Source organism: Variovorax sp. J22P240 (assembly GCF_030316855.1).
Taxonomy (GTDB): Bacteria; Pseudomonadota; Gammaproteobacteria; order Burkholderiales; family Burkholderiaceae_C; genus Variovorax.
Genome location: NZ_JASZYR010000012.1, coordinates 132,163 through 156,957, shown reverse-complemented (window position 1 = coordinate 156,957; position 24,795 = coordinate 132,163). Strand labels below are relative to the sequence as shown.

23 protein-coding genes and 1 pseudogene are annotated in these 24,795 nt (G+C 66.1%); 6 read left to right on the top strand and 18 right to left on the bottom strand.

Annotated features, from left to right (window positions below):
- Positions 1–52: 52 nt before the first annotated feature.
- Positions 53–997 carry a VTT domain-containing protein gene (locus tag QTI24_RS24020; protein WP_286603851.1) on the top strand — a complete coding sequence of 315 codons (945 nt, stop codon included), beginning with the start codon at positions 53–55 and terminating at the stop codon, positions 995–997.
- 6 nt (positions 998–1,003) lie between these two features.
- On the opposite strand, the gene QTI24_RS24015 is transcribed toward QTI24_RS24020, so the two are convergent.
- From QTI24_RS24015 to QTI24_RS24000, 4 genes are read right to left on the bottom strand one after another with little or no spacing between them, the layout of a single operon-like run.
- Positions 1,004–2,446: an MFS transporter gene (locus QTI24_RS24015; RefSeq protein ID WP_286603850.1), complete on the bottom strand. Its 1,443-nt coding sequence runs from the start codon at positions 2,444–2,446 to the stop codon at positions 1,004–1,006.
- A 20-nt stretch (positions 2,447–2,466) separates the two neighbouring features.
- Positions 2,467–3,297: an urease accessory protein UreD gene (locus QTI24_RS24010; RefSeq protein ID WP_286603849.1), complete on the bottom strand. Its 831-nt coding sequence runs from the start codon at positions 3,295–3,297 to the stop codon at positions 2,467–2,469.
- 26 nt (positions 3,298–3,323) lie between these two features.
- Positions 3,324–3,845, bottom strand: a complete 522-nt coding sequence (locus tag QTI24_RS24005) for a nucleoside deaminase (RefSeq protein WP_286603848.1) — start codon at positions 3,843–3,845, stop codon at positions 3,324–3,326.
- The gene (locus QTI24_RS24000; protein ID WP_286603847.1) at positions 3,842–4,873 is read right to left on the bottom strand and encodes an ABC transporter substrate-binding protein; all 1,032 of its coding nucleotides are present in this window, start codon (positions 4,871–4,873) and stop codon (positions 3,842–3,844) included. Before QTI24_RS24000 ends, QTI24_RS24005 begins: the two co-directional genes overlap by 4 nt.
- A 326-nt stretch (positions 4,874–5,199) precedes the next feature.
- On the opposite strand from QTI24_RS24000, the gene QTI24_RS23995 reads away from it, so the two are divergent.
- On the top strand, positions 5,200–6,252 hold the full coding sequence (locus QTI24_RS23995) for an aromatic ring-hydroxylating dioxygenase subunit alpha (RefSeq protein WP_286603846.1): 1,053 nt from the start codon (positions 5,200–5,202) through the stop codon (positions 6,250–6,252).
- A 141-nt stretch (positions 6,253–6,393) separates the two neighbouring features.
- Positions 6,394–6,792 carry an OsmC family protein gene (locus QTI24_RS23990; protein WP_286603845.1) on the top strand — a complete coding sequence of 133 codons (399 nt, stop codon included), beginning with the start codon at positions 6,394–6,396 and terminating at the stop codon, positions 6,790–6,792.
- A gap of 11 nt (positions 6,793–6,803) precedes the next feature.
- Here the strand turns inward: QTI24_RS23990 and QTI24_RS23985 are convergent, their stop codons facing one another.
- The 5 genes from QTI24_RS23985 to QTI24_RS23965 all read right to left on the bottom strand — a co-directional run bounded on the left by QTI24_RS23985 (position 6,804) and on the right by QTI24_RS23965 (position 12,343).
- Positions 6,804–7,118 (bottom strand): EthD family reductase, encoded by a 315-nt coding sequence (locus QTI24_RS23985; RefSeq protein ID WP_286603844.1) that lies wholly within the window; start codon positions 7,116–7,118, stop codon positions 6,804–6,806.
- Between the two features lie 82 nt (positions 7,119–7,200).
- Positions 7,201–7,971 (bottom strand): ABC transporter permease, encoded by a 771-nt coding sequence (locus QTI24_RS23980; RefSeq protein WP_286603843.1) that lies wholly within the window; start codon positions 7,969–7,971, stop codon positions 7,201–7,203.
- 7 nt (positions 7,972–7,978) lie between these two features.
- The gene (locus tag QTI24_RS23975) at positions 7,979–8,824 is read right to left on the bottom strand and encodes an ABC transporter ATP-binding protein (protein WP_286603875.1); all 846 of its coding nucleotides are present in this window, start codon (positions 8,822–8,824) and stop codon (positions 7,979–7,981) included.
- On the bottom strand, positions 8,824–9,852 hold the full coding sequence (locus tag QTI24_RS23970) for an ABC transporter substrate-binding protein (RefSeq protein ID WP_286603842.1): 1,029 nt from the start codon (positions 9,850–9,852) through the stop codon (positions 8,824–8,826). Before QTI24_RS23970 ends, QTI24_RS23975 begins: the two co-directional genes overlap by 1 nt.
- Positions 9,853–10,042: 190 nt before the next feature.
- Positions 10,043–12,343, bottom strand: coding sequence for an NADP-dependent malic enzyme (locus QTI24_RS23965; protein ID WP_286603841.1), 2,301 nt, complete (start codon positions 12,341–12,343; stop codon positions 10,043–10,045).
- Positions 12,344–12,568: 225 nt separating this feature from the next.
- Between QTI24_RS23965 and QTI24_RS23960 the strand changes: the two genes are divergently transcribed.
- Both QTI24_RS23960 and QTI24_RS23955 read left to right on the top strand, forming a co-directional pair.
- Positions 12,569–14,224, top strand: a complete 1,656-nt coding sequence (locus tag QTI24_RS23960; RefSeq protein ID WP_286603840.1) for an amidohydrolase family protein — start codon at positions 12,569–12,571, stop codon at positions 14,222–14,224.
- Between the two features lie 13 nt (positions 14,225–14,237).
- A complete protein-coding gene (locus QTI24_RS23955; protein WP_286603839.1) occupies positions 14,238–15,101 on the top strand; it encodes a uracil-DNA glycosylase family protein in 864 nt (287 codons plus the stop codon).
- Between the two features lies 1 nt (position 15,102).
- On the opposite strand, the pseudogene QTI24_RS23950 reads toward QTI24_RS23955, so the two are convergent.
- The 3 genes and pseudogenes from QTI24_RS23950 to gcl form a co-directional block, all read right to left on the bottom strand.
- A pseudogene (locus QTI24_RS23950) lies at positions 15,103–16,011 on the bottom strand (2-hydroxy-3-oxopropionate reductase); the annotation flags it as partial.
- A 33-nt stretch (positions 16,012–16,044) separates the two neighbouring features.
- Positions 16,045–16,824, bottom strand: a complete 780-nt coding sequence (hyi, locus tag QTI24_RS23945; protein ID WP_286603836.1) for a hydroxypyruvate isomerase — start codon at positions 16,822–16,824, stop codon at positions 16,045–16,047.
- A 120-nt stretch (positions 16,825–16,944) separates the two neighbouring features.
- On the bottom strand, positions 16,945–18,738 hold the full coding sequence (gcl, locus tag QTI24_RS23940) for a glyoxylate carboligase (RefSeq protein WP_286603835.1): 1,794 nt from the start codon (positions 18,736–18,738) through the stop codon (positions 16,945–16,947).
- A gap of 109 nt (positions 18,739–18,847) precedes the next feature.
- Here gcl and QTI24_RS23935 point away from each other — a divergent pair, with 109 nt between their 5' ends.
- Positions 18,848–19,759 (top strand): LysR family transcriptional regulator, encoded by a 912-nt coding sequence (locus QTI24_RS23935; RefSeq protein ID WP_286603834.1) that lies wholly within the window; start codon positions 18,848–18,850, stop codon positions 19,757–19,759.
- Here QTI24_RS23935 and QTI24_RS23930 read toward each other — a convergent pair.
- The 6 genes from QTI24_RS23930 to QTI24_RS23905 all read right to left on the bottom strand — a co-directional run bounded on the left by QTI24_RS23930 (position 19,751) and on the right by QTI24_RS23905 (position 24,734).
- The gene (locus tag QTI24_RS23930) at positions 19,751–20,824 is read right to left on the bottom strand and encodes an AI-2E family transporter (protein ID WP_286603833.1); all 1,074 of its coding nucleotides are present in this window, start codon (positions 20,822–20,824) and stop codon (positions 19,751–19,753) included. The two genes, QTI24_RS23935 and QTI24_RS23930, sit on opposite strands and share 9 nt — an antisense overlap.
- Before the next feature lie 119 nt (positions 20,825–20,943).
- On the bottom strand, positions 20,944–21,642 hold the full coding sequence (locus tag QTI24_RS23925; RefSeq protein WP_286603832.1) for a GntR family transcriptional regulator: 699 nt from the start codon (positions 21,640–21,642) through the stop codon (positions 20,944–20,946).
- Between the two features lie 10 nt (positions 21,643–21,652).
- Positions 21,653–22,978 carry a C4-dicarboxylate transporter DctA gene (locus tag QTI24_RS23920; protein ID WP_286603831.1) on the bottom strand — a complete coding sequence of 442 codons (1,326 nt, stop codon included), beginning with the start codon at positions 22,976–22,978 and terminating at the stop codon, positions 21,653–21,655.
- Positions 22,979–23,154: 176 nt separating this feature from the next.
- A complete protein-coding gene (locus QTI24_RS23915) occupies positions 23,155–23,694 on the bottom strand; it encodes a cytochrome b/b6 domain-containing protein (RefSeq protein ID WP_286603829.1) in 540 nt (179 codons plus the stop codon).
- Between the two features lie 3 nt (positions 23,695–23,697).
- Positions 23,698–23,973, bottom strand: a complete 276-nt coding sequence (locus QTI24_RS23910) for a PepSY domain-containing protein (protein WP_286603827.1) — start codon at positions 23,971–23,973, stop codon at positions 23,698–23,700.
- A 155-nt stretch (positions 23,974–24,128) separates the two neighbouring features.
- Positions 24,129–24,734: a class I SAM-dependent methyltransferase gene (locus QTI24_RS23905; protein ID WP_286603826.1), complete on the bottom strand. Its 606-nt coding sequence runs from the start codon at positions 24,732–24,734 to the stop codon at positions 24,129–24,131.
- Between the last annotated feature and the right edge of the window lie 61 nt (positions 24,735–24,795).

Genomic DNA, 24,795 nt, shown 5'->3' with positions numbered 1-24,795 from the left:
CCATGCCCAAGCTCCCGACCTCCTGCCGTCAGCCACCGACCGGGAGCGCAGCGTGCAGGAACTGATGCTGCTGATGGTCGGCCACGCGATTCCCGTGGTGTTCCTCGTGACCTTCGCGGCAAGAGTCGGGTTGCCCGTGCCGGCATCGCCGGTGCTCGTGGTGGCCGGTGCGCTGGCGGCTGTGGCGGAACCGGCGTTGCTGATCTACATGGTGGCTGCAGCCGTGCTGGCGAACGTGCTCGGCGACGCCGTCTGGTTTTACGCAGGGCGCATCTACGGCTACCGGTTCATGCGGCTGTTGTGCAAGATCTCGATCTCGCCGGATTCCTGCGTGCGGCGCAGCGAGACACTGATCGGCCGATGGGGTGGCCTGTCGCTCGTGGCGGCCAAGTTCGTGCCCGGCGTGTCGGTGGTGGCGCCTCCGATGGCCGGCGCGCTGGGCATGTCGTCATGGCGCTTTCTGGTCTTCGAGGTGGCGGGCGCGTTGTTGTGGGTGGTCGTGTTCCTGGGTTTGGGCTGGCTGTTCCGCGACGAGATCCAGGCCGTGCTGGAAGTCATCGCGGACGCTGGCACCCTCGCGACGGTGGCGCTTGTGGTGGTGCTCGCCGCGATGCTGGTCGTGCGCTACTTGCGGCGGCGGGCCTTCCTGCGGCTCACCGGCATGCCGCGCGTCACCGTCGGCGAGCTTCGGGCGTTGATGAGTGGCGAGCCGCCGCCCATCGTCATCGACGTGCGCGGTGACGCCGGGGTGCAGGTCGACCCGCGGCGCATCCCGGGCGCACTGCCGGTATCGCTCAAGGAACTCCAGCAACGGCGATCCGAGCTGCCTTTCGACGGTGGCGACCGCGAGATCATCCTGTACTGCAGTTGCCCCAATGAAGTCTCGGCCGCGCTGGCCGCACAAGCACTCGCGGCAAGGGGCATGAAGCGCGCGCGTCCGCTGTTGGGCGGGCTGGAAGCGTGGGTGGACGCGGGGCATCCGACCACGCTTCATTGAAAGCGTTCAGCGACCGCCGGTTCGCGCTTCCGTTTCCGATCCAAGCGGCGGCGCGACCTCTTCCAACGGCTTGCGCTCGGCGTTCACCGCATAGCGCAGCGCGAGCAGGCCCGCCACGATGACCAGCGCCGCGCCGATCGCGTAGCCCACCGCCACCGCACCGCGGCTGCCGGTCTCGATCAATGCGCCGAAGAGCACCGGCGCCACGAAGCCGCCGGCGCCCGTGCCCACCGCATAGAAGAGCGAGATCGCGATCGCGCGCATCTCGAGCGGGAACACTTCGCTCACTGTGAGGTAGGCCGAACTCGCCGCCGCCGATGCGAGGAAGAACACCGCCGACCAGCACAGCGCCTGGCTGCGCGCATCGAGCCAACCTTCCATGAAGGCCCACCCGGTGATCGCCAGGCCCACGCCCGACAGCACATAGGTCAGCGCAATCATCCGGCGCCGGCCCACCCGGTCGAACAGCGGACCCAGCAGCAGCGGTCCGAGCACATTGCCGAGCGCGAACGGAAAGATGTAGAGCGCCACCTTGCCTTCGGGCACCCCGTGAAAACGTGTCAGCACCAGCGCGTAGGTGAAGAAGATCGCGTTGTAGAAGAAGGCCTGCGAGATCATCAGCGCCAGAGCGACCATGCTGCGCTGCGGGTAGCGCCGAAAGAGCACTTGCGCCACTTCGCGCCAGCCGGGGTTGGCGCGGCGGCCGAATGTCACCTGGCCGATGGCGCTCGGCAGCGCACCGTGCTGCGCACTCACTTCGGCTTCGATGCGCTGCACGATGCGCTCCGCTTCCTCGACCCGGCCATGGGCGATCAGCCATCGCGGGCTTTCCGGCACGTCGCGCCTCACGAGCAGGATCGCCACGGCGAGCAACGCGCCGAGTGCAAAGCCCACGCGCCAACCCAGGACTGGCCCCAGCACACGTGGGTCGAGCAGCCAGAGACTCAGGCCGGCTCCGAGCGCGGCGCCGATCCAGAAGCTGCCGTTGATGGCGAGGTTCACGCGGCCGCGCACCCGAGCGGGGATCAGCTCATCGATGGCGGAGTTGATCGCCGCGTACTCGCCGCCGATGCCCAGACCGGTCGCGAAGCGGCACAGCGCGAAGAAGGCGAAGTTGGGCGAGAAGGCCGTGGCCAGCGTCGCCAGCGCGTAGACCGCCAGCGTGATCAGAAAGAGCTTCTTGCGGCCCAGCCGGTCGGCCAGCCGGCCGAACACCAGCGCGCCGATCACCGCGCCGCCGATGTAGAGCGACCCCGTCCAGCCGATCTGCGCGGCACTCAGCCCCAGCGTGTCGGGCCGCTCCAGCACGCCGCCCAGCGAGCCGACCAGCGTCACCTCCAGCCCGTCGAGCACCCAGGCCACGCCGAGCGCGATCACCACTCGCCAGTGCCAGCGCGACCACGGCAGACGGTCCAGGCGGGCCGGTATGTCGCTGTGCGTGAGGCTCATGGCAGGGCCGTCCCGATGGTCTACATCGACCAGATCCGCGGCGCTTGGCCGGGCAGCTTCCACAGCTCGGAGCGCCACGCCATCCACACCTGGCGCAGCAGGTGCATGGCGGGCTCGACCACCGGTGCGAGCGCGCGCAACACGATGATTTCCGCATGCGGGCTGGTCGCGCCTGCGCTCTCGTGCAACGCATGGGCATCGATCAGCGAGCGCGCGATGTCGAGCGCGGCATCGCGACGCGCCCGGTCGATGGGCGATCCGGCGACGAAGAAGATCGACGCGATGCACCGATGGCCCGCGAAGCCGACCGGGCTCTGCAGCAGTCGATGATCGGCGGCATCGATGCGCCCGCGCTCCAGCCATACGCCCGGCACCTCGATGTGCTGCTGCAGCGTGCCGAGTTCGAAGGGCTTGCCGGCATGCGGCAGGCCGAGGGCGGTGACGTCCCAGCCGATCAGCTCCGCGCCCGCGGCGACGCGCAGGGTCAGCCGGTTCTCGGCACGGCAGCCGCTGTAGCAGATCGCCTCGAGCGGCAGCCATTCGAGGCGCGAGCCGGCGTCCGCGGTCAGATCGGCGCGTTGCAGCGCCAGTTCGCCGTCGGAGCGGTAGAAGCGGCTGGCACCCGGCGTTGTGATCAGGCCGTGGGCGCCGGCCTTCGCGTGCACGCGGATGTCCAGCGTGTCGCCGCCGACCAGGCCACCCGGGGGATGCACCAGCACGTTGTGGCACACAGCGTCGCCCTCGGGGTAGAGGCTCTGCAGGATGCGCAGCGGCCCGTCGTGGCGAAAGCGTGCGACGCTGCGTTGTTGTTCAAGTTGGTAGTCGAGGTCGAGTCGAGCGTGCCATGGCATGGGCGGAGTGTAGGGTGCAGGAAGCCTCAGGTCTTCCAGGCCCCCACGTGCGCGGCACTCGCCTCGTCGATCAGCGCGGGCCCGATGCATTCGATCGTATGCGGCGACGCGCGGAACACGTCGCGACACGACAGTTCGGCGTCGCGCTGGTCGCCGCGCTCCCCGCGAAAGAGCCGCAGCCGCTCGGCGTCGATGCCGAACACCACGCGGCCGATGTTCGACCAGAAGATCGCGCCCGCGCACATCACGCAGGGTTCGCCCGACGAATAGATCGTCGCGCCGGCCAGCTCTTCGCGCGAGAGCTTGCGATCGGCCAGCATGCGCACGGCGTTGGTCTCGGCGTGACCGGTGACGTCGCCAGTCTCCGCCGTATTGCAGTAGGCCTCCGCCAGCACTTCGCCGGCGGCCGACACCACCACCGCGCCGAAAGGCCGATTGCCGCGCCGTCGCCCCGCGTGCGACCACACGATCGCCTTGCGGAGATAGCGGCCGTCGCGTTCGTCGAGCTGGTTTTCCGGGGAAAAGTTGCCTGGAGGATCTGAGCTCATGCCTTGATGTTACGTTCGCCGCGTGCGGGCAGCATCGAGCTGTTGAAGATCGCATCCGCCGAGGGCCTGGTCTTCAGGCCGAAGACCTCTGCCACCTCGTCGACCTGCTGTTCGAGCGTGAGCTTCTTGATGTCGCCGAGCCCGTGCGTGCGCGTATCGGCGGCACCCACGTACTGTGCGGTGATGCTCCAGCGGTCCAGTTCCACCTTGGCGTCCAGGATGGGTTCGCGCTGGCGCATCGCGGCAATGCTCGGGGCCGGATTCGCAAAGGTCTCGACGATCGCGCGGTTGGTCGCGCGCAGGAAGGCCGCGACCGCCTTCGGGTTCTGCACGATCAGGTTGCTGCTCGCGAGGATCGCATTGCCATACAGGTTGACGCCGGCATCCGAATACTTGAGCACCGCGAGTTCATCGGTCTTCATGCGCGCGAAGAGCGACACGGCCGAGTCGTGGAAGTAGGTGGCGGCATCGACGTCGCCGCGCACCATGACGTTGTCGCGCGCGCTGAAGTCGGTGGTCTGCCACTGGAAGGCGTCGGGCTTCATGCCTTGCTTGCGGGCCACCATGGGCCAGGCGCGGCGTGTCGATTCCACCGCGGCGGCGGCGACCTTCTTGCCCTGGAGGCTCTTGAACTCGCCGGTGACGCCGCGGTCCTTGCGGCCGATGATCACGAACGGTGCGCGGTTGTAGTACTGGTACACCGCCTGCACCACCGGCGTGCCCGAATTCTGCGCATTGAACTCGACCAGCGAGCTGATGTCGCCCAGGCCCAGCTGGTACACGCCGCTGGCGATGCGTGTGATCGAGGCGACCGAACCGGCGCCCGTGTCGATCGTGACGTCCAGGCCTTCGTCCTTGTAGTAGCCCTTGCTCTCCGCGAGGAAGAAGGGTGCGGTCTGCCCGTTGATGCGGAAGTCGAGCGTGAACTTGAGCGGCGTCAGCTTGGGTGCGCCCTGTGCGAAGACGCTGGGAGCGACAAGGGCGGCGGCGCTGGTTGCGCCTGAGGCGAGGAAGGTACGGCGTTGCATGGAAAGTTATCTCCGGAAGATCGTGGAACTTGAACGCCCGCCGTTGCGGCCGGGCACTTCAAGAGCAATTTCCGGGCGGCGCACTGACGCTGTGCGTGCGCTGCTGAACGCTTCTACTCTTGGGTTCGTTCATGCACGACGCATGCCAAGGTGATTCGCCCGGGATGAGGCCGCTCGCCTGGCCTTGCGCACCGGCACGGCGGGACAATCCGGGCGCGCAAATTGCATCGACGCTGGCGCAGAGTAGAAGCGTTCAGCCGGATGTCCCGGCGGGAAATTGCTCTTTCATGGTCGTCCCCAACGCACACCCGAAGGAGTCTTTTTTCATGCTCGTCACGCAACAATCCGTCTTCCGCAAGTTCTGGCATGCCGTCATGCCTCTGGTCGATCTGCAGCAGGGCCCCAAGCCTTTCACGCTGCTCGGCGAGAACATCGTTCTCTTCCTCGATGCGGACGGCCAGCCCGCCGCGCTGCGCGACCGCTGCTGCCACCGCACCGCCAAGCTCTCCAAGGGCTGGTGCGTGGATGGCGAAGGCAAGGCCTGCGGGCAAGGCGCGATCCAGTGCGGCTACCACGGCTGGACCTACGACCGCAGCGGGCAGGTCATCCGCATCCCGCAGTACGAGCCGGACCGCAAGATCTCGCCCGAGTACAAGACCACGGCCTACCACTGCACCGCACGCTACGGGTACGCGTGGGTGGCCCTCGAGGAGCCCATTGCCGACATCCCCGAGATTCCAGAGTTCGCCGATCCGGCTTACCGCACCATCCACCAGTTCCACGAAGAGTGGCAGACCAGCCCGATGCGCGCGCTGGAGAACTCCTTCGACAACTCGCACTTCAGCTTCGTGCACCGCGCGACCTTCGGGGTGGCGGCGAGCCCCAAGCCGAGCAAGTACGAGCTGGTCGAGAACGACAGCGGCTTCTACGCCGAGACGGTGATCGAAGCGGTGAACCCGGCGAAGTTTCATGCGATCAGCGGTGTGACCGATCCGATCACCACGCGCCACATGCGCAATGCCTACTTCCTGCCGTTCTCGCGCCGGCTCGACATCGAGTACCCCTCGGGGACCCGCCACATCATCATCAACTGCTTCACGCCCATCGACGATGGCCGCATGCAGCTGTGCCAATGGCTGTTCCGCAACGACACCGAAGCCGACTGCGCCGCACAGATGCTGATCGACTTCGACGAGGAGATCACGCGCGAGGACAAGGACATCCTCGAATCGACCGACCCCGATGCGCTGGTCGACACCCGCCGGCGCGGCGTCGAGTACTCGATGGAGTCCGACCGCCCCGGCATGCTGATCCGCAAGCACCTGATGCAGCTGCTGGCGAAGCACGGCGAGGCCGAGGTGCACCGCGGCATTGATTGAGTTCGCCCCCAGCCTCGTCCACTTCGTGTGGCTCGGGCACCCCCTTCCGGGGGCAACCCCTGCGGCCCGGCCGAGCCGGTTCCGCGGGATTACTGGGATTGAGCGGGGCTACCATCGCCGGCTGATCATCAGGAGACTTTCATGAGCATCACCGTTCGACGCGACAGCACCACCGCCACCCGGCACACCGTGAAGGTTCGCGCGCACGAGATCCCGGTCGACGCGTCGCCGGACGCCGGCGGCAAGGATGCGGGGCCGTCGCCGCACGATCTCTACGATTCGTCGCTGGGGGCCTGCAAGGCGCTGACCGTGCTGGTCTATGCGCAGCGCAAGGGCATCCCGGTCGAGGACATCGAAGTCGTGGTCGATCGCGACGCCAGCGAGGAGCGCAAGGGCACCTATCGCCTCAAGACCTCGCTGCGCGTGACGGGCAATCTGAGCGACGAGCAGCGCGCCGAGTTGCTGCGCGTGGCCGGCAAGTGCCCGCTGCACCGGCTGATGACCGAGGTGAAGACGGAGATCGAGACCGTGCTTGCCTGAGTCGCCGACGTTCAGCCCACGACCACTTCGCTGATCTGCATCACTGGCTGGAGGTCCGTGTAGTTCGGGATGTCCCCCAGGATCTCCTTGGCATGCGGCCCGAAGGCGGCTTGAAAGGACTCCACGGAGTCGCAGAAGATGTGGCACATGCCAACATAGGTCGCCGGTGCGCCCGGCGCGCCGCCGGCGATTCCCTTGTCGATCGTGTAAGACTTGCAGGCATCGCCCATCCTGGCTTTCAGCAGCGGCATGTGCTTGTCGCGGTAGTAGTCGTGGTCGAATCGCGCTCCCGGGGTGTTGGGGTACATCACACTGACCTTGATCATGGCTTGTCTCCTTGTCGGGTTCGCGAGCATAGGAGAACCCGCCGCGGGAGACAAGGGCACACTCCGGCGCCCTTGCCGCGCCTCACTCGTTCTGCGAACCGCGGTGCGCCCAGGCCGTGGTGTGCTTCTCGACCGCGCTGAAGAGTTCGTACATCCCCATGGCCATCGCGCCCACCACCATCAGGCCCGCGAAGGCCAGCCCCATCTGCATGGAGGAGCCGGCGGAAATCAGCAGGTAACCGATGCCCTCGTTGGCGGCCGTCATCTCCGACACCGTGGTGCCGACGAAGGCGAGTGTGATCGCCACCTTGAGCGAGCCGTAGAAGTAGGGCATCGAACGCGGCAGGCCGACCTTCGTCAGCACATCCCAGCGCTTGGCGCCGAGCACGCGCAGCACGTCTTCCAGCTCGGGCTCCAGCGTCGCAAGACCGGTCGCGATGTTGACCATGATCGGAAAGAAGCTGATGAGAAACGCCGTGAGGACCGCCGGCCCGATGCCGATGCCGAACCACACCACCAGGATGGGCACGAAGGCCGCCTTGGGCAGCGCGTTGAAGGCCGTCATCAGCGGGTACACCGCCGCGTAGGCGAGCCGCGAGCTGCCGATCACGAAGCCCAGCAGCACGCCCACCACGATCGCGATGCCGAAGCCCGCCATCGTGACCCAGAAGGTGCGCCACGCATGGCCCGCGATGATTTCCTTGAACTCCCAGAACTGCGTCCAGATGCGCCACGGGCTCGGAAAGATGAACTCCGAGACGCCGAAACCCGAGCAGATGACCTGCCACAGCACGAGGACTGCCACCAGCAGGAGCCACGGCGACCAGCGTTCGAATTGCTTGTTGTTTTTCATGAAAGGCTTACTGCGGGATCACGGCGGGCGCCGATGCGGCGGTCGCATTGCTGCGGATCGCGCCGATGTGGCTGCGCAGCTCGAGCACGATGTCGGTGAACTCCTTGGTGTAGGTCAGTTCCAGCTCGCGCGGGCGCGGCAGCTCGATCTCGCGCTTCACCACGAAGCGGCCGGGGCTCTTGCTCATCACGTAGACCGTGTCGGCCAGGAACACCGACTCGCGCAGGTCGTGCGTGACCAGGATCACGTTGAACTGCTGCTCGGTCCAGAGGTCGCGCAGGATGCACCACAGCTCCTCGCGCGTGAATGCGTCGAGCGCGCCGAAGGGCTCGTCGAGCAGCAGCATCTTGGGCTCGTGGATGAGCGCGCGGCAGATGCTCGCGCGCTGCTGCATGCCGCCGGAGAGCTGCCACGGGAACTTGTCCTCGTACCCGCCGAGGCCGACCTTCTGCAGCAGCCTGCGCGCACGCTCGACGTATTCCTTTCGCTTCGCCTTGAAGGTCGAGCGGTAGGGCTCGACGATTTCCAGCGGCAGCAACACGTTGTCGACCGTCGTTCGCCAGGGCAGCAGCGATGGCGCCTGGAAGGCCATGCCCGAGATCTTCAGCGGCCCGGTCACGGGCTCGCCGTCGATCCGGATCTTGCCCATCGACGGCATCTTGAGACCCGTCGTCAGCTTCATGAAGGTCGACTTGCCGCAGCCCGAAGGCCCGACGATGGCGATGAATTCCCCGCGCTTCACCTGCAGGTCGATGGCCTCGACAGCGAAGTGATTGGCGCGAAGCAGTTCCTCGTTGTAGGCGAGCCAGACGTCTTGGAAATCGACGAAGGGGGTGTTCCCGGTGTCCTCCATCACTTGCGAAGGATGTTCAGCTCGGCCGCGGTGGGCAGCAGAGAGCCGTTCCACACTGCATCGGGATTTACGCGGGTCTTGGTCGCGAAGGCGTCCGACACTTGGGAGGCCATCAACGACAAGCGGCCGGCGTTGATCTGGCCGAAGCCTTCGGCGCGTGCATCGGGCGTGTTGACCACGGTGTCGATCGCGAGCTTGAGGCGGCGCGTCTCCAACTCGCTGTTGACGATCCCGTCGCGTGCCTTGATGGATTCGATGGCGACCGCGGGGCTGGCGATCACTTCCTTCGCGCCCTTCGTGAAGGCCAGCAGGAAGGCCTTTACCGCCGCCGGGTTCTCCTTGATGAGCTTGGGCGAGACGATGATCGCGTTGCCATAGAGCTTCACGCCGAATTCGGGGTAGGGGAGGATGACCACGTCCGCCGTCTTGGCGCCTCGCGCCTCGAGGTTCAGCAGCGAGGTGAAGGTGAAGCCCGTGATGGCGTCGATGTCGCCGCGCATCAGCATGGTCTCGCGCAGGGTCGGGTCCATCGCGGTCCAGTTGACCGCGCCGACGTTGTTGGCCTTGGCGAAGATCGGGAACGAGCGGCGGCCCGCATCGAACACCGGCGCGCCGAGCTTCTTGCCCGTGAGGTCGGCGGGCTTGGTGATGCCGCTCTTCTTGAGCGCCATGACCGATGCCGGCGTGTTGTTGTAGACCATCATGACCGCGACCGGCTTGTTCGGGCTGTCAGGGTTGTTGGCGTGGAACTCCATCAGCGCCGCCAGGTCGGCGAAGCCCATGTCGTAGGCGCCCGATGCCACGCGGGTGACCGCGCCGCCGGACCCGTTGCCCGCGTCGACCGTGACGTCGAGGCCGCTGGCCTTGAAATAGCCCTTGGCGGCAGGGTGCGTGAAGAAAGCGCCCGGCCCCTCGAAGCGCCAGTCGAGCTGGAACTTGATCGGCGTGGTCTGGGCGTGGGCGGTGCCCAGGCCGAAGCTCAGAGCCGATGCGGCGAGGAAAGTCTGGATCAGTTGGCGCTTGTTCATGCAGGATTCCGTGAAAGATGAGTGCACGGGATTCAAGCAAAAACGGTGCCGGCACGCGATTGGTGCGAACCCTTCCGATGAGCCAATGGGGTGCATGTCGGGGCCTTGCCTCGAGGCCGCCCAGGAGGCGGCCGGACGTGACAACGCCCCGCCGCGTGCACCGCTGCGGGGCGTCACTTTGGTGCGCGACTCAGCGCGGCGAGCTGGCGTTGGCCACGGCCAGTGCCGTCATGTTGACGACGCGCCGCACAGTGGCCGAAGCCGTGAGGATGTGGGCTGAGCCTTGTGCGCCCATCAGGATGGGGCCGACTGTCACGCCGTTGCCGCCGGTCATCTTCAGCACGTTGAAGAGGATGTTGGCCGCGTCGAGGTTCGGGCAGATCAGCAGGTTGGCCTCGCCCGTGAGCCTGCTTTCAGGTAGGGCCTTGCGCCGCACTTCCTCGGAGAGCGCGGCGTCGCCGTGCATCTCGCCGTCGCATTCGATGTCGGGCGCCATCTTCGCGAACAGTTCCTTGGCGAGCCGCATCTTGCGCGCCGAGCCGCGATCCGACGAGCCGAAGTTGGAGTGCGACAGGAAGGCCACCTTGGGCGGCAGGCCGAAGCGGCGCACTTCTTCCGCGGCCATCATCGCGATGTTCGCGAGCGTCTCGGCGCTCGGGTCTTCATGCACGTTGGTGTCGGCGATGAAGAGCGTGTACTTCTCGAGCGTGAGCGCATTGAGCGTCGCGAAGCCCGGCGCGCCGGCCTTGAGGCCCAGCACGTTGTCCAGGATCTTGAGGTGGCTGTCGAAGCGCCCGACCAGGCCGCACAGCATCGCGTCGGCGTCGCCCAGGTGCACCATCAGCGAGGCGATGGTCGTGTTGGAGCGGCGAACCATGGCCTTCGAGGCTTCGGGCGTGATGCCCCGGCGGCCCATGAGTTTGTGGTACGTCTCCCAGTAGGTCCGGAAGCGCGGGTCGTCTTCGGGGTCGACGCACTCGACGTCGGTGCCCACGCGGATGTGCAGCCCGGCCTTCTTGATGCGCGCCTCGATCACGGCCGGACGGCCCACGAGGATCGGCTTGGCCAGGCCTTCGTCGACGGCCAGTTGAGCGGCGCGCAGTACGCGGTCGTCCTCGCCTTCGGCGTAGGCCACGCGCTTGGCGGTCCCGCACTTGGCGGCGCTGAAGACCGGGCGCATGAACATCCCGGTCTGGTAGACGAAGCGCGTCAGGTGCTGGCGGTAGGTTTCCAGGTCCTCGATCGGCCGCGTCGCCACGCCCGACTCCTCGGCTGCCTTGGCGACGGCGGGCGCGATGCGCAGGATCAGCCGCGAATCGAAAGGCTTGGGGATGATGTAGTCGGGCCCGAAGGAGAGCTCCTGCCCGGCGTAGGCGTTGGCGACTTCCTCGCTGATGTCGGCCTTGGTCAGATCGGCGATCTCGCGCACGCAGGCGAGCTTCATTTCTTCCGTGATCTTGCTCGCACCGCAGTCGAGTGCCCCGCGAAAGATGTACGGGAAGCACAGCACGTTGTTGACCTGGTTCGGGTAGTCCGAGCGGCCGGTCGCGATGATGCAGTCGGGGCGCACGGCCTTGGCGAGTTCGGGCCGGATCTCGGGCTCTGGGTTGGCGAGCGCCAGGATGATCGGCTGGCGGGCCATGCTCTTGACCATGTCCTGCGTGACCACGCCGGGTGCCGAGCAGCCGAGGAACACGTCGGCGTCCTTCATGACGTCGGCCAGCGTGCGGGCGCCGGTGTCCTTCTGGGCGTAGCGCGTCTTCGAGTCGTCGAAGCCGCCTGCGCGCCCGACGTAGATGAGACCCTTGGAGTCGACCGCGTAGATGTTCGAATGCTTGGCGCCGAGGCCGACCATCACGTCGAGGCAGGCGATGGCCGCCGCGCCCGCGCCGGAGACGGCGATCTTCACGTCCTCGATCTTCTTGTCGACGAGTTCGAGCCCGTTGATGAGCGCGGCCGCCGAGATGATGGCCGTGCCGTGCTGGTCGTCGTGGAAGACGGGGATGTTCATGCGCTCGCGCAGCTTCTTCTCGATGTAGAAGCACTCGGGCGCCTTGATGTCCTCGAGGTTGATGCCGCCCAGCGTGGGTTCGAGCGCCGCGATGATGTCGACGAGCTTGTCGGGGTCGGTCTCGGCGAGTTCGATGTCGAACACGTCGATGCCGGCGAACTTCTTGAACAGGCAGCCCTTGCCTTCCATCACGGGCTTGCTTGCCAGCGGGCCGATGTTGCCCAGGCCGAGCACTGCGGTGCCGTTGGTGACGACGCCGACCAGATTGCCGCGAGAGGTGTATTCGGCTGCGAGCGACGGGTCGGCCTCGATGTCGAGGCAGGGGTAGGCGACGCCCGGCGAATAGGCCAGGGAGAGGTCGCGCTGGTTGAGAAGAGGCTTGGTGGGCGAGATCGAAATCTTGCCCTTCACCGGCGAGCGGTGGTATTCACGCGCCGCATCGCGCAGTGCCTGTTCGGCGGGGGATAGTGTGTTTGCCATCAGTGTCTCCTTGCTTCTTGGCTCAGGACAGAGGCTACCCCAAAGTCTGGCGATGCAGGGGAGAAGCGGCCCGTAGTTGCCCTGCTTTTTCAGCTGGGTTTTTCATACGTGGAACGTCGAGCCATTGCGCCGGTCGCGGTGAGCGCCCGGGCTTCGGGCATAGCTCTTTTGTCTGATGCGCCATGGCCGGTGGCGCGTCACGATCCGTGTCGGGGGGAGTGAACCATGGCCACCAAGAAACCCATCGACCCCGCCGATAGCCCGAAGCTCGTGCTCCAGGGCCGCGTCGTCACGATGAACGGCAGCTTCAAGGTGATCGCCGACGGCCGCGTCTACACGCAGAACGGCGACATCGTCGCGGTGCAGGAGGCATCGGCGCCCGCGCCCGCCGGCTTCGGCAACACGGCGGTGACGAACTCGGGGGGCACCATCTACCCCGGACTGATCGACCTGCACAACCACATGCCCTACAACGTGCTGCCGCTGTGGCAGGTGCCGAAGAAATTCAGCAACCGTGGCCAATGGGCGCGCCACGCGGAGTACCAGAGCAAGATCTCCGCGCCGATGCAGACGCTCGCGGCCACGCCCGATTTGCTGGCGTCCATCTGCCGTTACGTCGAGGCCAAGGTGCTGATTGGCGGCACCACCACCGGCCAGGGCATCACGCTGGCGAACCAGTCGGGCATCCGGCGCTACTTCCGTGGCGTGGTGCGCAACGTCGAGGCCACCGACGACGAAGCCGCCCTGCCTGCAGCCTCCACGCGCGTGCCCGACGTCGCGGCCAAGGACGCGAAGACCTTCCTCACCCGGCTGAAGAAGGAGAAAACCTGCTACCTGCTGCATCTCTCCGAAGGCACCGACCCGACCGCGCGCCGCGCCTTCCAGTCGCTGCGGATCGGCGACGACAACTGGGCGATCACGTCCTCACTGTGCGGCATCCACGCGGCGGCGCTGCAGGCGCCCGATTTCCAGGTGCTGGCAGCCAACGGCGGCAGCATGGTCTGGTCGCCCTTCAGCAACCTGCTGCTGTACGGCGGCACCGCCGACGTCGCCGCAGCCAAGGCGGCCGGCGTGCCCATCTCCCTCGGTTGCGACTGGGCGCCCTCGGGCAGTCGCAACCTCCTCAACGAACTCAAGGTCGCGCAGCTTTTCAGCGAGGCCAACGGCGGGATCTTCGCGGCGCGCGAACTGGTGGCGATGGTCACGCGCGAGGCGGCCGGACTGCTCGGCTGGGAGCGCGTGGTCGGCACGGTCGAGGCCGGAAAGCGTGCCGACCTCATCATCGTGCAGGGCGCTTCGGGCGACCCCTACCAGCAGCTCATTCGCGCCAAGGAATCGGACCTTCTGCTCGTGATGATCAGCGGCGTCGGTCGCTTCGGCGACGCGACGCTGATGCGCAAGCTGGGCTTCGCGGGCGAGGCGATCACGATCGGCGGCACCAAGCGCATGCTGTTCCTCGCGCACCCGGCCGAAGATCCGCTGACGCAGAACCTCACGCTCGCCGGCGCGGGCGAGCGACTGACCCGCGCATTGCGCGGCCTGCCTGCGCTCGCACGCCAGGCCGAGCGACCGCGGCCGATCTCGCGATTGGCGATGGCAAGCGCCGGCGCCAACACCTGGCGGCTGGCGCTCGACGAGGTACTCGACACCGGCGTCGAGATGCGCGTCGACCTGCCGGTGAGAACGCCCGGCGGCCGATCGCTGCGGGCCGCGGCGATGCGGCCGGTGTTCGCCCAAACGAAGAAGCTCTCGGCCACCGTCATGCCACTCGCCATCGATGCGTTGACCGTCGTCGACGATGCCGCCTACCTCGACGCCCTGGACACGCAGAAGAACGTTCCCGACACCATCAAGGAGGGGCTGCGCGACCTCTGGTCGTGAACGCCGCACCACCATGGCCTTGCTGCGCGACGCACTGAACGACTTCACCGTCAACTGGCGCAACGACCTCACGCCCGCCTGGCGCACCGTGCTCGCCGGCGCCAGCCCGAACCCGACCGCCGTGGGCAGCACGCTCACCTACGATGACCTGCAGCCCATCTATCCGTCGCGGCGTGACAAGCCGCTGCCCGGTGCGCGGGCCGATGCCCACGTGTTCCGCGCCTTCGACGGCATTGCCCCCGCGGACGTGCGCTGCGTGCTGATCGGCCAGGATCCCTATCCGGCGCTGAGCCGTGCGACCGGCCGCTCCTTCGAGCAGGGCGACATCGACACCTGGAGCCTGCCAGCGGCCGCCGTCGCGAACAGCCTGCGCGCGCTGCTGCGCATGATGGTCGCCGTGCGCACCAACGATCCGGCCGTACTGAAGATGAACTGGGCGGCCTTCGCTCGCCACATCGCGACGCCCGCCGTCGCGCTCGAACCGCCTCGCGCCTTGTTCGACAGGCTTCAGCAGACGCAGGGCGTGCTATTTCTCAATGCCGGCCTCACCATCACGCGCTACAAGTCAGGCGGTGCGCCGGAGCAGACGCGTGGCCACATTCCCTTCTGGAGGCCGGTCGTCGGCCAGGTGCTGCGATCCACGGCGACACGCCAGAGCGGACAGGTGGTCTTCCTCTGCCTCGGCGCACTGGCGCAGAAGCTCCTGGCGAGCGAAAGCGTGAAGCTCGCGGCCACCCAGGCGGGCACCTGGGACACCCGCGCCGGCGAGGTCGCGATGCCGCACCCGGTGGCGCCCGGCTTCATGAACGGACCGAATCCGTTCGAAGCGGTCAACGCCAAGCTCGTGGCCTTCGGAGCGGAGCCGATCGCCTGGTAGATCAGCCAGCATCCGGCGCAACAGGGTGCTGTGCCATCGCCTCCAGCGCACGGACGAGCGCCGAGTGGTCCTGCTGCCCATACCCCAGAGCAGCGCAGGCATTCATGAGCTGTGCCGCGCTCGCCGTCTGTGGCAGCGCCACGCCGAGCGCTCGTGCACCCTGGAGCGCGAGGTTCAGATCCTTCTGGTGCAGGGCGATGCGGAAGCCCGGCGCGAAGGTGCGCTTGATCATCCGCTCGCCATGCACTTCGAGAATGCGCGACGACGCGAAGCCGCCCATCAGCGCCTGTCGAACCTTCGCAGGGTCGGCGCCGGCCTTCGACGCGAAGACCAGTGCCTCGCCAACCGCCGCGATGTTGAGCGCCACGATGATCTGGTTGGCGACCTTGCAGACCTGGCCGTCGCCCGCAGCGCCGACCAGCGTGATGTTCTTGCCCATCTTTTCGAGGAGGGGCCGCACGCGCCCGAAGGTGCCTTCATCGCCGCCGCACATGATCGTGAGGCTCGCCGCCTTGGCGCCTACCTCGCCGCCGGAGACCGGTGCGTCGATGTAGCCGCAGCCGAGGTCGGTGATCTTCTTCGCGAAAGCCTTGGTCGCGATCGGGTCGATCGAGCTGCAGTCGACCACGGTCTTCCCCTTGGTCAGGCCCGCGGCGACGCCGCCTTCGCCGAACAGCACCTTCTCCACGTCCGGCGTGTCCGGCACCATGATGAAGACGATGTCGGCCTGGCGCGCGACCTCGGTGGCCGTGGCGCAGACCATCGCCCTCGAAGCGAAGGGTTCGGGCGTGTTGCCGTGCGTGTTGACGAAGAGCTGGTGGCCCGCTTCGAGCAGGTGGCCCGCCATCGGGGCGCCCATGATGCCGAGGCCGATGAATCCGATCTTTTGTGCGGTGGATGCCATGTCGCTGGATTTCCTTTGTTGTCGCGTCTCTTGCGTCTCTTACTGGGTGAGGGTGATGCGCCACTGGAGGCCATCGAGGGTCGTGGCGCGTGGCTTGTATTCGCAGCCGATCCAGCCGGCGTAGCCCAGCGAGTCGATGTGCCTGAAGAGCCACGGGTAGTTGATCTCGCCCGTTCCCGGCTCACCGCGCCCGGGGTTGTCGGCGAGTTGGATGTGGCCGATGCGCGTGATGTTCTTCGTCAGCGTGGCGCCCAGCTCGCCTTCCATGCGCTGCGCGTGATAGATGTCGTACTGCAGCAGCAAGTTGGGCGAGCCGACTTCGTCGATCAGCGAGACCGCCTGGTCGGTGCGCGTGAGATAGAAGCCGGGGATGTCGAAGCTGTTGATCGGCTCGATCAGCAGGCGGATGCCCGCGCCCTGCAGTTCCTTCGCGGCGAACCGCAGGTTGTCGACGACCACCTTGCGCGCATCGCCGTTCGTCAGGCCTTCGGGAAGCTTGCCGAGCAGACAGTTGACCTGTGGGCAGCCGAGTGCGGTCGCGTAGTCGATCGCACGGGCCACGCCTTCGCGGAACTCGCCCGCGCGCTCCGGGTGGCAGGCGATGCCGCGCTCGCCGCCGTCCCAGTTGCCCGCGGGCAGGTTGTGCAGGACCTGCTCGAGGCCGTTCGCATGCAGCGCGGCGGCCAGCTCCTTCTTGTCGTAGGCGTAGGGGAACAGGTATTCGACGGCCTTGAAGCCCGCCTTGGCGGCGGCCTCGAAGCGCTGCATGAACGGCAGTTCGTTGAACAGCATCGTCAGATTGGCTGCAAATCTAGGCATGATTTTCTCTTTCCATTCGATTCGGGAAGCACCGCGGAACCGGCTTTGCCGGGCCGCTGATGCTGCCCCCTGCAGGGGGTTGGCGAAGCGACACGAAGTGCGCGAAGCCTGGGGGGGCGCTTAATCCAGCATGGCGGCAGCGACGGCCGTGGGTGCGTCTTCTCGGCTTTCGGCGAGCGCTTCGAATTCATTGATGGCATCGATCTCCGTGCCCATCGCAATGTTGGTCACCCTTTCGAGCATCACCTCGATCACCACCGGCACGCTGAACTCGGCCATGAGCGCTTCGGCGCGCTGGATCGCCGGCTTGATCTCTTCCTGCTTGTAGACGCGGATCGCCTTGCAGCCCAGGCCCTCGACCACCTTGAGGTGATCGACGCCGTAGCTGCGCTCGACTCCGCTGTCTTCCGTGGCATTGATGTTGTCGAAGCCGAGCTGCACACAGTAGTCCATCTCGAAGCCGCGCTGCGCCTGGCGGATGAGGCCGAGGTAGGAGTTGTTGACCACGATGTGGACGTAGGGCAGCTTGAACTGCGCACCCACGGCCAGCTCCTCGATCATGAACTGGAAGTCGTAGTCGCCCGAGAGCGCGACGATCTTGCGGGTGGGGTCGGCGGCACGCACTCCGAGCGCCGCTGGGATGGTCCAGCCCAACGGCCCGGCCTGCCCGCAATTGATCCAGTGGCGCGGGTTGTAGACGTGCAGGAACTGCGCCGCCGCGATCTGCGAGAGCCCGATGGTGCTCACATAGCAGGTGTCCTGGCTGAAGTTATTGTTCATGCACTGGTACACGCGCTGCGGCTTCATCGGCACGTCGTTGAAGTTGGTCTTGCGCAGCATCGTCTTCTTGCGCTCGAGGCATTCGCCGGCCCATGCGCGGCGGCTGGGCAGGCGGCCCTCGGCCTTCATTTCCTCCGCCACCTGGACGAAGAGTTCGAGCGCGGCCCTGGCGTCGGACACGATGCCCAGGTCGGGCGTGAAGACGCGGCCGATCTGCGTCGGCTCGATGTCCACGTGCACGAAGGTGCGGCCCTTGGTGTAGACGTCGATCGAGCCGGTGTGGCGGTTGGCCCAGCGGTTGCCGATGCCGAGCACGAAGTCGCTGGCGAGCATCGTCGCGTTGCCGTAGCGGTGGCTGGTCTGCAGGCCGCACATGCCGGCCATCAACGGATGGTTGTCCGGAATGACGCCCCAGGCCATGAGGGTGGGAATCACCGGAACGCCCGTGGCCTCCGCGAAGCGCACCAGCAGGTCGCTGGCGTCGGCATTGATGATGCCGCCGCCGGCCACGATCAGCGGGCGCTCGGCCGCGTTCAGCATGGCGATGGCTTTCTCGACCTGCGCGCGCGTGGCGGCCGGGCGGTAGGGCGTGAGCGGGGTGTAGGTGTCGATATCGAATTCGATCTGCGCCATCTGCACGTCGAAGGGCAGGTCGATGAGCACCGGGCCGGGCCGGCCCGAACGCATCAGGTGGAAGGCCTGCTGGAACACCTGCGGTACCTGGCCCGGCTCGCGCACCGTGACGGACCACTTGGTGACGGGCTTGGAGATCGACTCGATGTCCACCGCCTGGAAGTCTTCCTTGTAGAGCCGCGCACGTGGCGCCTGGCCGGTGATGCACAGGATCGGAATCGAGTCGGCCCAGGCCGAGTAGAGCCCGGTGATCATGTCCGTGCCGGCGGGGCCGGAGGTGCCGATGCACACGCCGATGTTGCCGGCGACGGCGCGCGTGTAGCCTTCGGCCATGTGCGATGCGCCTTCGACGTGGCGAGCGAGGATGTGGGCGATGCTGCCTTGCTTGCGCAGCGCGGAATAGAGCGGGTTGATGGCGGCGCCGGGTACGCCGAAGGCTTGTGTCACGCCTTCTTTTTCCATCACGAGCACGGCGGCCTGGGCCGCGGTCATTTTTGCCATGTTGATTCTCCTTGGGTGTCTCGACTGTAGGAATTCGAGGCATCCGGCAGAAGATGGCGTGCCGCCATAAAGCCTATTCCGTGGCGGAATAAGTGGCTAGGATGGCGCGATGGACCGACTGCAAGCGATGGAGATGTTCGTGCGCGTGGTGGAGACCGGCAGTTTCTCCAAGGCGGCGCGCGAGTTCAACACCACCCAGCCCACCGTGACCAAGCAGGTTGCGGCCACCGAAGCGCGCCTGAAGGTGCGCCTGCTCAACCGCAACACGCGCGGCGTGAGCCTGACCGAATCCGGCGCGCTTTACTACGAGAAGTGCAAGGCCATCGTGCGGGATGCGGAGGAGGCCGAGAACATCGTGAAGCTGCGGCAATCCCAGGCACAGGGGCTTCTGCGCATCGGCACGTCGACGGCCTTCGGGCGCCGCGTCGTGGTGCCGCTGGCGCTCGAATTCATGGCGCGGCATCCGCAGGTGCAGGTCGACCTGAGCTTCGAGGACCGTTATGTCGATCTCGTGGCGCAGGGCATCGATGTCGCGATCCGCATGGGCAAGCTCGCCGACTCGTCTCTGGGGGCGCGCTTCCTCGGCATGAACCCCTGGGTGATGGTGGTTGCGCCGGCTTACCTCAAGAAGCACGGCACGCCGAAGAAGGCACAGGACCTGAGCGCGCACGTGGCCCTGATCTACAGCAGCGTGGTCGGCGACGACGTCTGGCACCTGCAGACGCCCAAGGGCGAACCCGTGACGGTGCCGGTGTCGGGCCGACTGCGGTCGAACAACGTGTCGGCCGTGCTCGCCGCCGCGCGCGCGGGGCTGGGCATCGCGCTGATGCCGCGCTACGTCGCGAGCGATTCGCTGGCTTCAGGGCATGTGGTGGAGGTGCTGGCCGACCACGCGCTCGCCGCGCAGGAAATCCATGCCGTGTTTCCGTCGCCCAAGCTGGTGCCGGGCAAGGTGTCGAGCTTCGTCGCGTTCCTGCAGGGCCGCTTCGGCGAGAACTGGTGGAGCAGTCGCTCAGGGTAGGGGCGGCATGCCGTGCTCGTCTTCGCTCGAGGAGGCGAACAGGTCCCACGCCGCCATGAAGAGCGCGGCAATCACCGGCCCGATCACGAAGCCGTTGATGCCGAAGAGCGCGATACCGCCGATAGTGGACATCAGCACGATGTAGTCCGGCATCTGCGTGTCCTTGCCCACCAGCAGCGGCCTCAGGATGTTGTCGACCAGACCGATCACGAAGACGCCGATGAAGATCAGCGTCAGCGACTTTCCGATCTCGCCGACCGCCAGGAAGTAGATGGCCACCGGCGCCCAGATCAGCGCCGCGCCGACCGCGGGCAGCAGCGACAGGAAGCCCATCAGCACACCCCACAGCAGCGCGCCCTGAACGCCGAGGAAGGAGAAGGCGATGCCGCCGATGATGCCCTGCGCCGCCGCGACCGCGATGTTGCCCTTGATCGTGGCGCGGATGACGGTCGTGAACTTGTTGAGCAGGTAGTGGGTGTGCGGCTTCGCCAGAGGGAGCGAGTTGCGGATGGTCTTCGACAGGTCGCCCCCGTCGCGGAGCAGGAAGAAGAGCAGGTACAGCATGATGCCGAAGCTGATCAGGAACTCGAAGGTGTTCTGCCCGATGGAGACAGCATGCGTCGCAATGAGCTGGCTGCTCTTCAGGGCGGATTCGGACACGCGGCCGATGAAGCCCTCGACATTCCCGAGCCCGAAGCGGTTGAGCAGGTCGAGCGCCCAACGGGGAAGGGCGTTCACGATTTGCTGGAAGTAGCTGGTGAAGCTGATGTCGCCGGAGCGGATCATCTGCTGGACGACGGACACCTCGTCGACCACGGACACGGTGATGGCCACCAGCGGGATGACCACGATGATGGTCGCGAGCAGGAGCGTCGTGAAGGCGGCGAGGTTGCGTCGCCCGTCCATCTTCTTGACCAGGCGCCGATAGATCGGCGTGAAGAGGATCGCGAGGGCAACGCTCCACATGACTGCCCCGAAGAAGGGAAGAAGGATCCAGCCGAACGCGATCGTGACTGCGGCCAGAAGTAGGAGGAAGGTGCCGCGCTGAAGGGCCGGAGAGTTCATAAAGTATGTTAGCTCGCCCCCAGGCTCCCTCACTTCGTGTGGTCGCCCACCCCCTGCCGGAGGCAACACCATCGGCCCGGCCAAGCCGGTTCCGCGGTGTTTGCGGAATCTCGCGCGGCCTAGCGCAGCGCGCGTGGCAGTGCGACGGGGGACAGCGTGGCGCGCAGTCGTTCGTCGGCCGTCGGGTCGGCGGTGACGTCGACCTGCAGCGCTTGCTCGACGTTGCCGATGTGGTCGAGCATGAGTTGCCGGGCGCGCGGTGTATCGCCGTCTTCGAGGGCTTCGACGATGGCGGCGTGCTCGGCGCAGGACTGCGAGGCTTCGTGCTTGGACTGGAAGAGGGTGGCCGCGAGCGTGGTGCGCGCGGTGAGGTCGCGCAGCACGTCGCAGAGCAGGCGGTGGCCCATCTGGTCGGCCAGGCAGACATGAAAGTCCGCGAGGAGGAAAGCGCGGGTGGCGGCATCGGCGCCGGCAATGGCGCGCTTCTCGTCGGCAATGTGCTCGCGCAGCTTGCGGATCACCCTGGACAGCGGGCGGCCGGCTTCGGCCAGGATGCCCGACTCGACGATGCGCCGTGCCGCGAAGGCATCGCGCGCCTCTTCGGCCGAAGGCTCCACCACATACCAGCCGCGGCGCGACTGCACCTCCACGAAGCCGCGGGCCTGCAGCTGCATCAGCGCTTCGCGCACCATGGTGCGGCTGACGCCGAAGTTCTCCGCCAGTGCCTGCTCGCCGAGGCGCTCGCCGGGCGCGAGCTTCTGCGCCAGGATGGCTTCGACCACGCGCTCGGCGATGGTGGTGGGGGAGACTTCGGTCATTCGGGGAACCTCAATGTGCTGGCTGGATGGCGACTGGGCCGGGCTCCGCCTCGGCCAGCGGTTCGTCTTCGGGCGAGTGCGTGCCGTTCAGCACGGCATGGGCGCGTTCGCGATCGATGTCACCTTCCCAGGCGGCGATCGCGACAGTGGCGACGCAGTTGCCGATGAGATTGCCCAGCGCGCGGGCGATGCCCATGAACCAGTCGACGGACAACACCAGCACGAGTCCGATCGCGGGGATGGCCGGAATGGCATGCAAGGTCGCGGCGAGCACCACGATGGCCGAACCCGGCACGCCATGGGCGCCCTTCGAGGTGACCAGCGCGATCGCCAGGATGGTCAGCAGGTCGGCCATCGAGATCGGCGTGTTGGTCGCCTGTGCGATGAACACCGCGGCGAGCGTGATGTAGATCGAGAAGGCGTCGAGGTTGAACGAGTAGCCGGTCGGGATCACCAGGCCTACGGTCGAGTCACGGATGCCCATGTGGCGCAGCTTGGCCATGATCTGCGGCAGCACGCTGTCCGACGAGGTGGTGGCGAAGACGATGGTGAGTTCTTCGCGGAGGTATCGCAGCAGCTTGACGAGGCTGAAGCCGGAAAGCCGCATCACCAGGCCGAGGATCACGAAGACGAAGAGCAGCACCGATGCATAGAACAGCGCCACCAGCATGCCGAGTTGCTTCAGCGAGCCGACGCCGTACTGCCCCACCGTGAAGGCGATGGCGCCGAGCACACCCAGCGGGGCCAGCTTGATGATGATCCCCATGATCTTGAACAGCACTAGCGAGAGCGCATCGACCACCAGCCCCACCGGCCGGCCGCGCTCGCCGAGCAGCGCAAGCGCGCAGCCGAAGAGCACCGCGAAGAGCAGCACCTGCAGCACGTCGCCCGTGGCGAAGGCGTTGACCACAGTGGTCGGGATCAGCTTCATGAGGAACTCGACCGTGCCGCCGCTGGTGAGCTTGTCGGCATTCGATGCGTAGGCGCTCATGGCTGCGGGGTCGAGCTTCGTGGGGTCGACGTTCATGCCCACGCCGGGCTTGAACACGAAGGCCAGCACGAGGCCGAGCGCCAGGGCGATGGTCGTCAGCACCTCGAAGTAGATCAGCGCCTTGACGCCGACGCGCCCGACGCGCTTCAGGTCCCCCGCGCCGGCGATGCCGTGCACCACCACGCAGAACACCAGCACCGGGATGATCATCTTGATCAGCTTGATGAAGCCGTCTCCCAACGGCTTGAGCTTGACTGCGAAATCAGGAAAGAACAGGCCCGCCACCACGCCGAGAACCAGCGCGATGACCACCTGACCGAAGAGCGATTTGGCGAAACGAGGCATGGGGGATCTCCGTGAGGAAGGTTGCATGCAAGTCTTTCGCTTTCTTGCATACAAGCAATGTAGGCAAGATTTGAGTTTTTTCTGTGCGGGTATTCCCGGGGTGCACCCGTAGTGCGTCGAAGCACCGCGCTCACGACGCACGACACAACGCGCTGCTGGACGTCAGATTTTTTGACCTATGCGGGTGGTCCCCGCTTGCGTCCGTTCACCATGGTCGCCGAAAGGTTCTCGCGCCACCACCAACTCATCAGGCCGATGCCGAGAAGATGGAGAGCCACGGCGACCAGCAAGGCATCGGCGATCCATGCATGGACTTCTTGCAAGCGCTCGTCACCCCAGAAAGTGTCGAGGCGGCTCATCCACCCGGTGAGCCCAAGAAGCAATACGAGCGACCAAAGCAGCCACACCATCCACAGGCCGAGAGGATCGTGGCCAACGCAACGCGGCGCGCCGGCACGAACATAGGTGAGCGCCGCAGTCGCGGACGGCTTGAGGGCCGCCAAGCTGCCATGACCATTCGCAAATGCCGCCCACAACAGGCGTGTGACTACCACGCCGGCTGCTGCATACCCTGCGATGCGATGCACTTGACCGCCGTCGTCCTGAATCGTGCAGAAGATGACCAATCCGGCCAGCGTCCAATGATGAAAACGGACAACGACGTCCCAGACAAGGACTCTGCTTCGCAGTGCATCCGCATCGCGCGAAGTCGACATTGGTTACTTTTCGATCTCGCTCTTCACCGGCTCGAGTGTCTTGGCGTCATAGTAGATCTCGACTTTCTTCCCGGCCTTGTTTCTGCCGTAGATCTCATAGCAGTTGCCGTCGACCTTGAACTTGGAGATCGTGTAGCCCTGTGCCTCGATCTTGGCCTTGGCATCGGCTTCCGACATCCATTCAGATTTCGGATAGGCCTTGCAGTTCGCCTTGGCGAAGGCGGGTGCCGATACAAAGGCGAAAAGGCTGAGAGCGACAGCGAAGATGAATTTTTTCATCGATTTCTCCTGGCTCAGTGAAGGAGCGTAAAAGCTTAGCATTGGATCGACCTCGCCGATGGAAGGCCGCTACGCGTTGGAGCGAGTAGGGCCCCGTGGGAGCCCTCGACCGCGATGCCGCTGGGCTCCATGGCGATATGCGAGTGGTTGTGCAGTCAGTCTGCTGCGCACTCCAGCGCGAAGAGCGGCACGTCGGATTGCCGGCTGAGCCACACGCCGCCGCCAATCTCCTTGAACTGCCGGGACAACCCGCGGCGGTAAACCTCGGCACGGTGGCGGAAGAGGCGCGGGTCCGTGAGATCTTCGTCCACGATGTCGCGTTCGTAGTCCTCACGCACCACGGCTTCCATGTAGAGAGCACCCTTGCTCAGCGTCCCGAGGTTGCGTAGCGCGCGTTTCAAGTCTGGCGGGCTCAGGTAGGCCAGCACGCCCTGACAGATGACAAAGTCGAATGGATCCCTGGCCTGGTAATCCACGACCGAACCGCGCTCCCACCCGTAGCGTTCGCACAGGTAGTCGCTGAACTCCACGCCGTGATAGGTGGCTTGCGGGAAATGCCGCGCCACGATGTCGCGCCAAAGCCCGACGCCGCAGCCCACGTCCAGCACCCGACGCACGGGTACTCGAAGGTATTTGAGATAGGCGCAGACAAAGGCGCCCAAGCGTTCGATGTGCTGCGGGTCCGCCACCTTGGTCTTCTTGTTGAAGTAGTAGCGTCGATAGTAGGACTCGTCGAAAGCGGCGGCGCTCACTGATTCCATTTGGGGGTCCCTTCCCGGTTTGTCGGCCCGATGCGTCGGCATCGTCACGTCCGAGCATCTC

Coding starts and splice junctions, on each gene's coding strand:
- QTI24_RS23990 (WP_286603845.1), top strand. CDS start 6,394: ATGAGCATCACCGTTCGACGCGACAGCACCACCGCCACCCGGCACACC.
- QTI24_RS23995 (WP_286603846.1), top strand. CDS start 5,200: ATGCTCGTCACGCAACAATCCGTCTTCCGCAAGTTCTGGCATGCCGTC.
- QTI24_RS24005 (WP_286603848.1), bottom strand. CDS start 3,845: ATGAGCTCAGATCCTCCAGGCAACTTTTCCCCGGAAAACCAGCTCGAC.
- QTI24_RS23975 (WP_286603875.1), bottom strand. CDS start 8,824: ATGGAGGACACCGGGAACACCCCCTTCGTCGATTTCCAAGACGTCTGG.
- QTI24_RS24010 (WP_286603849.1), bottom strand. CDS start 3,297: ATGCCATGGCACGCTCGACTCGACCTCGACTACCAACTTGAACAACAA.
- QTI24_RS23930 (WP_286603833.1), bottom strand. CDS start 20,824: ATGAACTCTCCGGCCCTTCAGCGCGGCACCTTCCTCCTACTTCTGGCC.
- QTI24_RS23980 (WP_286603843.1), bottom strand. CDS start 7,971: ATGAAAAACAACAAGCAATTCGAACGCTGGTCGCCGTGGCTCCTGCTG.
- QTI24_RS24000 (WP_286603847.1), bottom strand. CDS start 4,873: ATGCAACGCCGTACCTTCCTCGCCTCAGGCGCAACCAGCGCCGCCGCC.
- QTI24_RS23985 (WP_286603844.1), bottom strand. CDS start 7,118: ATGATCAAGGTCAGTGTGATGTACCCCAACACCCCGGGAGCGCGATTC.
- QTI24_RS23955 (WP_286603839.1), top strand. CDS start 14,238: ATGGCCTTGCTGCGCGACGCACTGAACGACTTCACCGTCAACTGGCGC.
- QTI24_RS23905 (WP_286603826.1), bottom strand. CDS start 24,734: ATGGAATCAGTGAGCGCCGCCGCTTTCGACGAGTCCTACTATCGACGC.
- QTI24_RS23935 (WP_286603834.1), top strand. CDS start 18,848: ATGGACCGACTGCAAGCGATGGAGATGTTCGTGCGCGTGGTGGAGACC.
- QTI24_RS23925 (WP_286603832.1), bottom strand. CDS start 21,642: ATGACCGAAGTCTCCCCCACCACCATCGCCGAGCGCGTGGTCGAAGCC.
- gcl (WP_286603835.1), bottom strand. CDS start 18,738: ATGGCAAAAATGACCGCGGCCCAGGCCGCCGTGCTCGTGATGGAAAAA.
- QTI24_RS23970 (WP_286603842.1), bottom strand. CDS start 9,852: ATGAACAAGCGCCAACTGATCCAGACTTTCCTCGCCGCATCGGCTCTG.
- QTI24_RS23965 (WP_286603841.1), bottom strand. CDS start 12,343: ATGGCAAACACACTATCCCCCGCCGAACAGGCACTGCGCGATGCGGCG.
- QTI24_RS23920 (WP_286603831.1), bottom strand. CDS start 22,978: ATGCCTCGTTTCGCCAAATCGCTCTTCGGTCAGGTGGTCATCGCGCTG.
- hyi (WP_286603836.1), bottom strand. CDS start 16,824: ATGCCTAGATTTGCAGCCAATCTGACGATGCTGTTCAACGAACTGCCG.
- QTI24_RS23915 (WP_286603829.1), bottom strand. CDS start 23,694: ATGTCGACTTCGCGCGATGCGGATGCACTGCGAAGCAGAGTCCTTGTC.
- QTI24_RS23910 (WP_286603827.1), bottom strand. CDS start 23,973: ATGAAAAAATTCATCTTCGCTGTCGCTCTCAGCCTTTTCGCCTTTGTA.
- QTI24_RS24015 (WP_286603850.1), bottom strand. CDS start 2,446: ATGAGCCTCACGCACAGCGACATACCGGCCCGCCTGGACCGTCTGCCG.
- QTI24_RS23960 (WP_286603840.1), top strand. CDS start 12,569: ATGGCCACCAAGAAACCCATCGACCCCGCCGATAGCCCGAAGCTCGTG.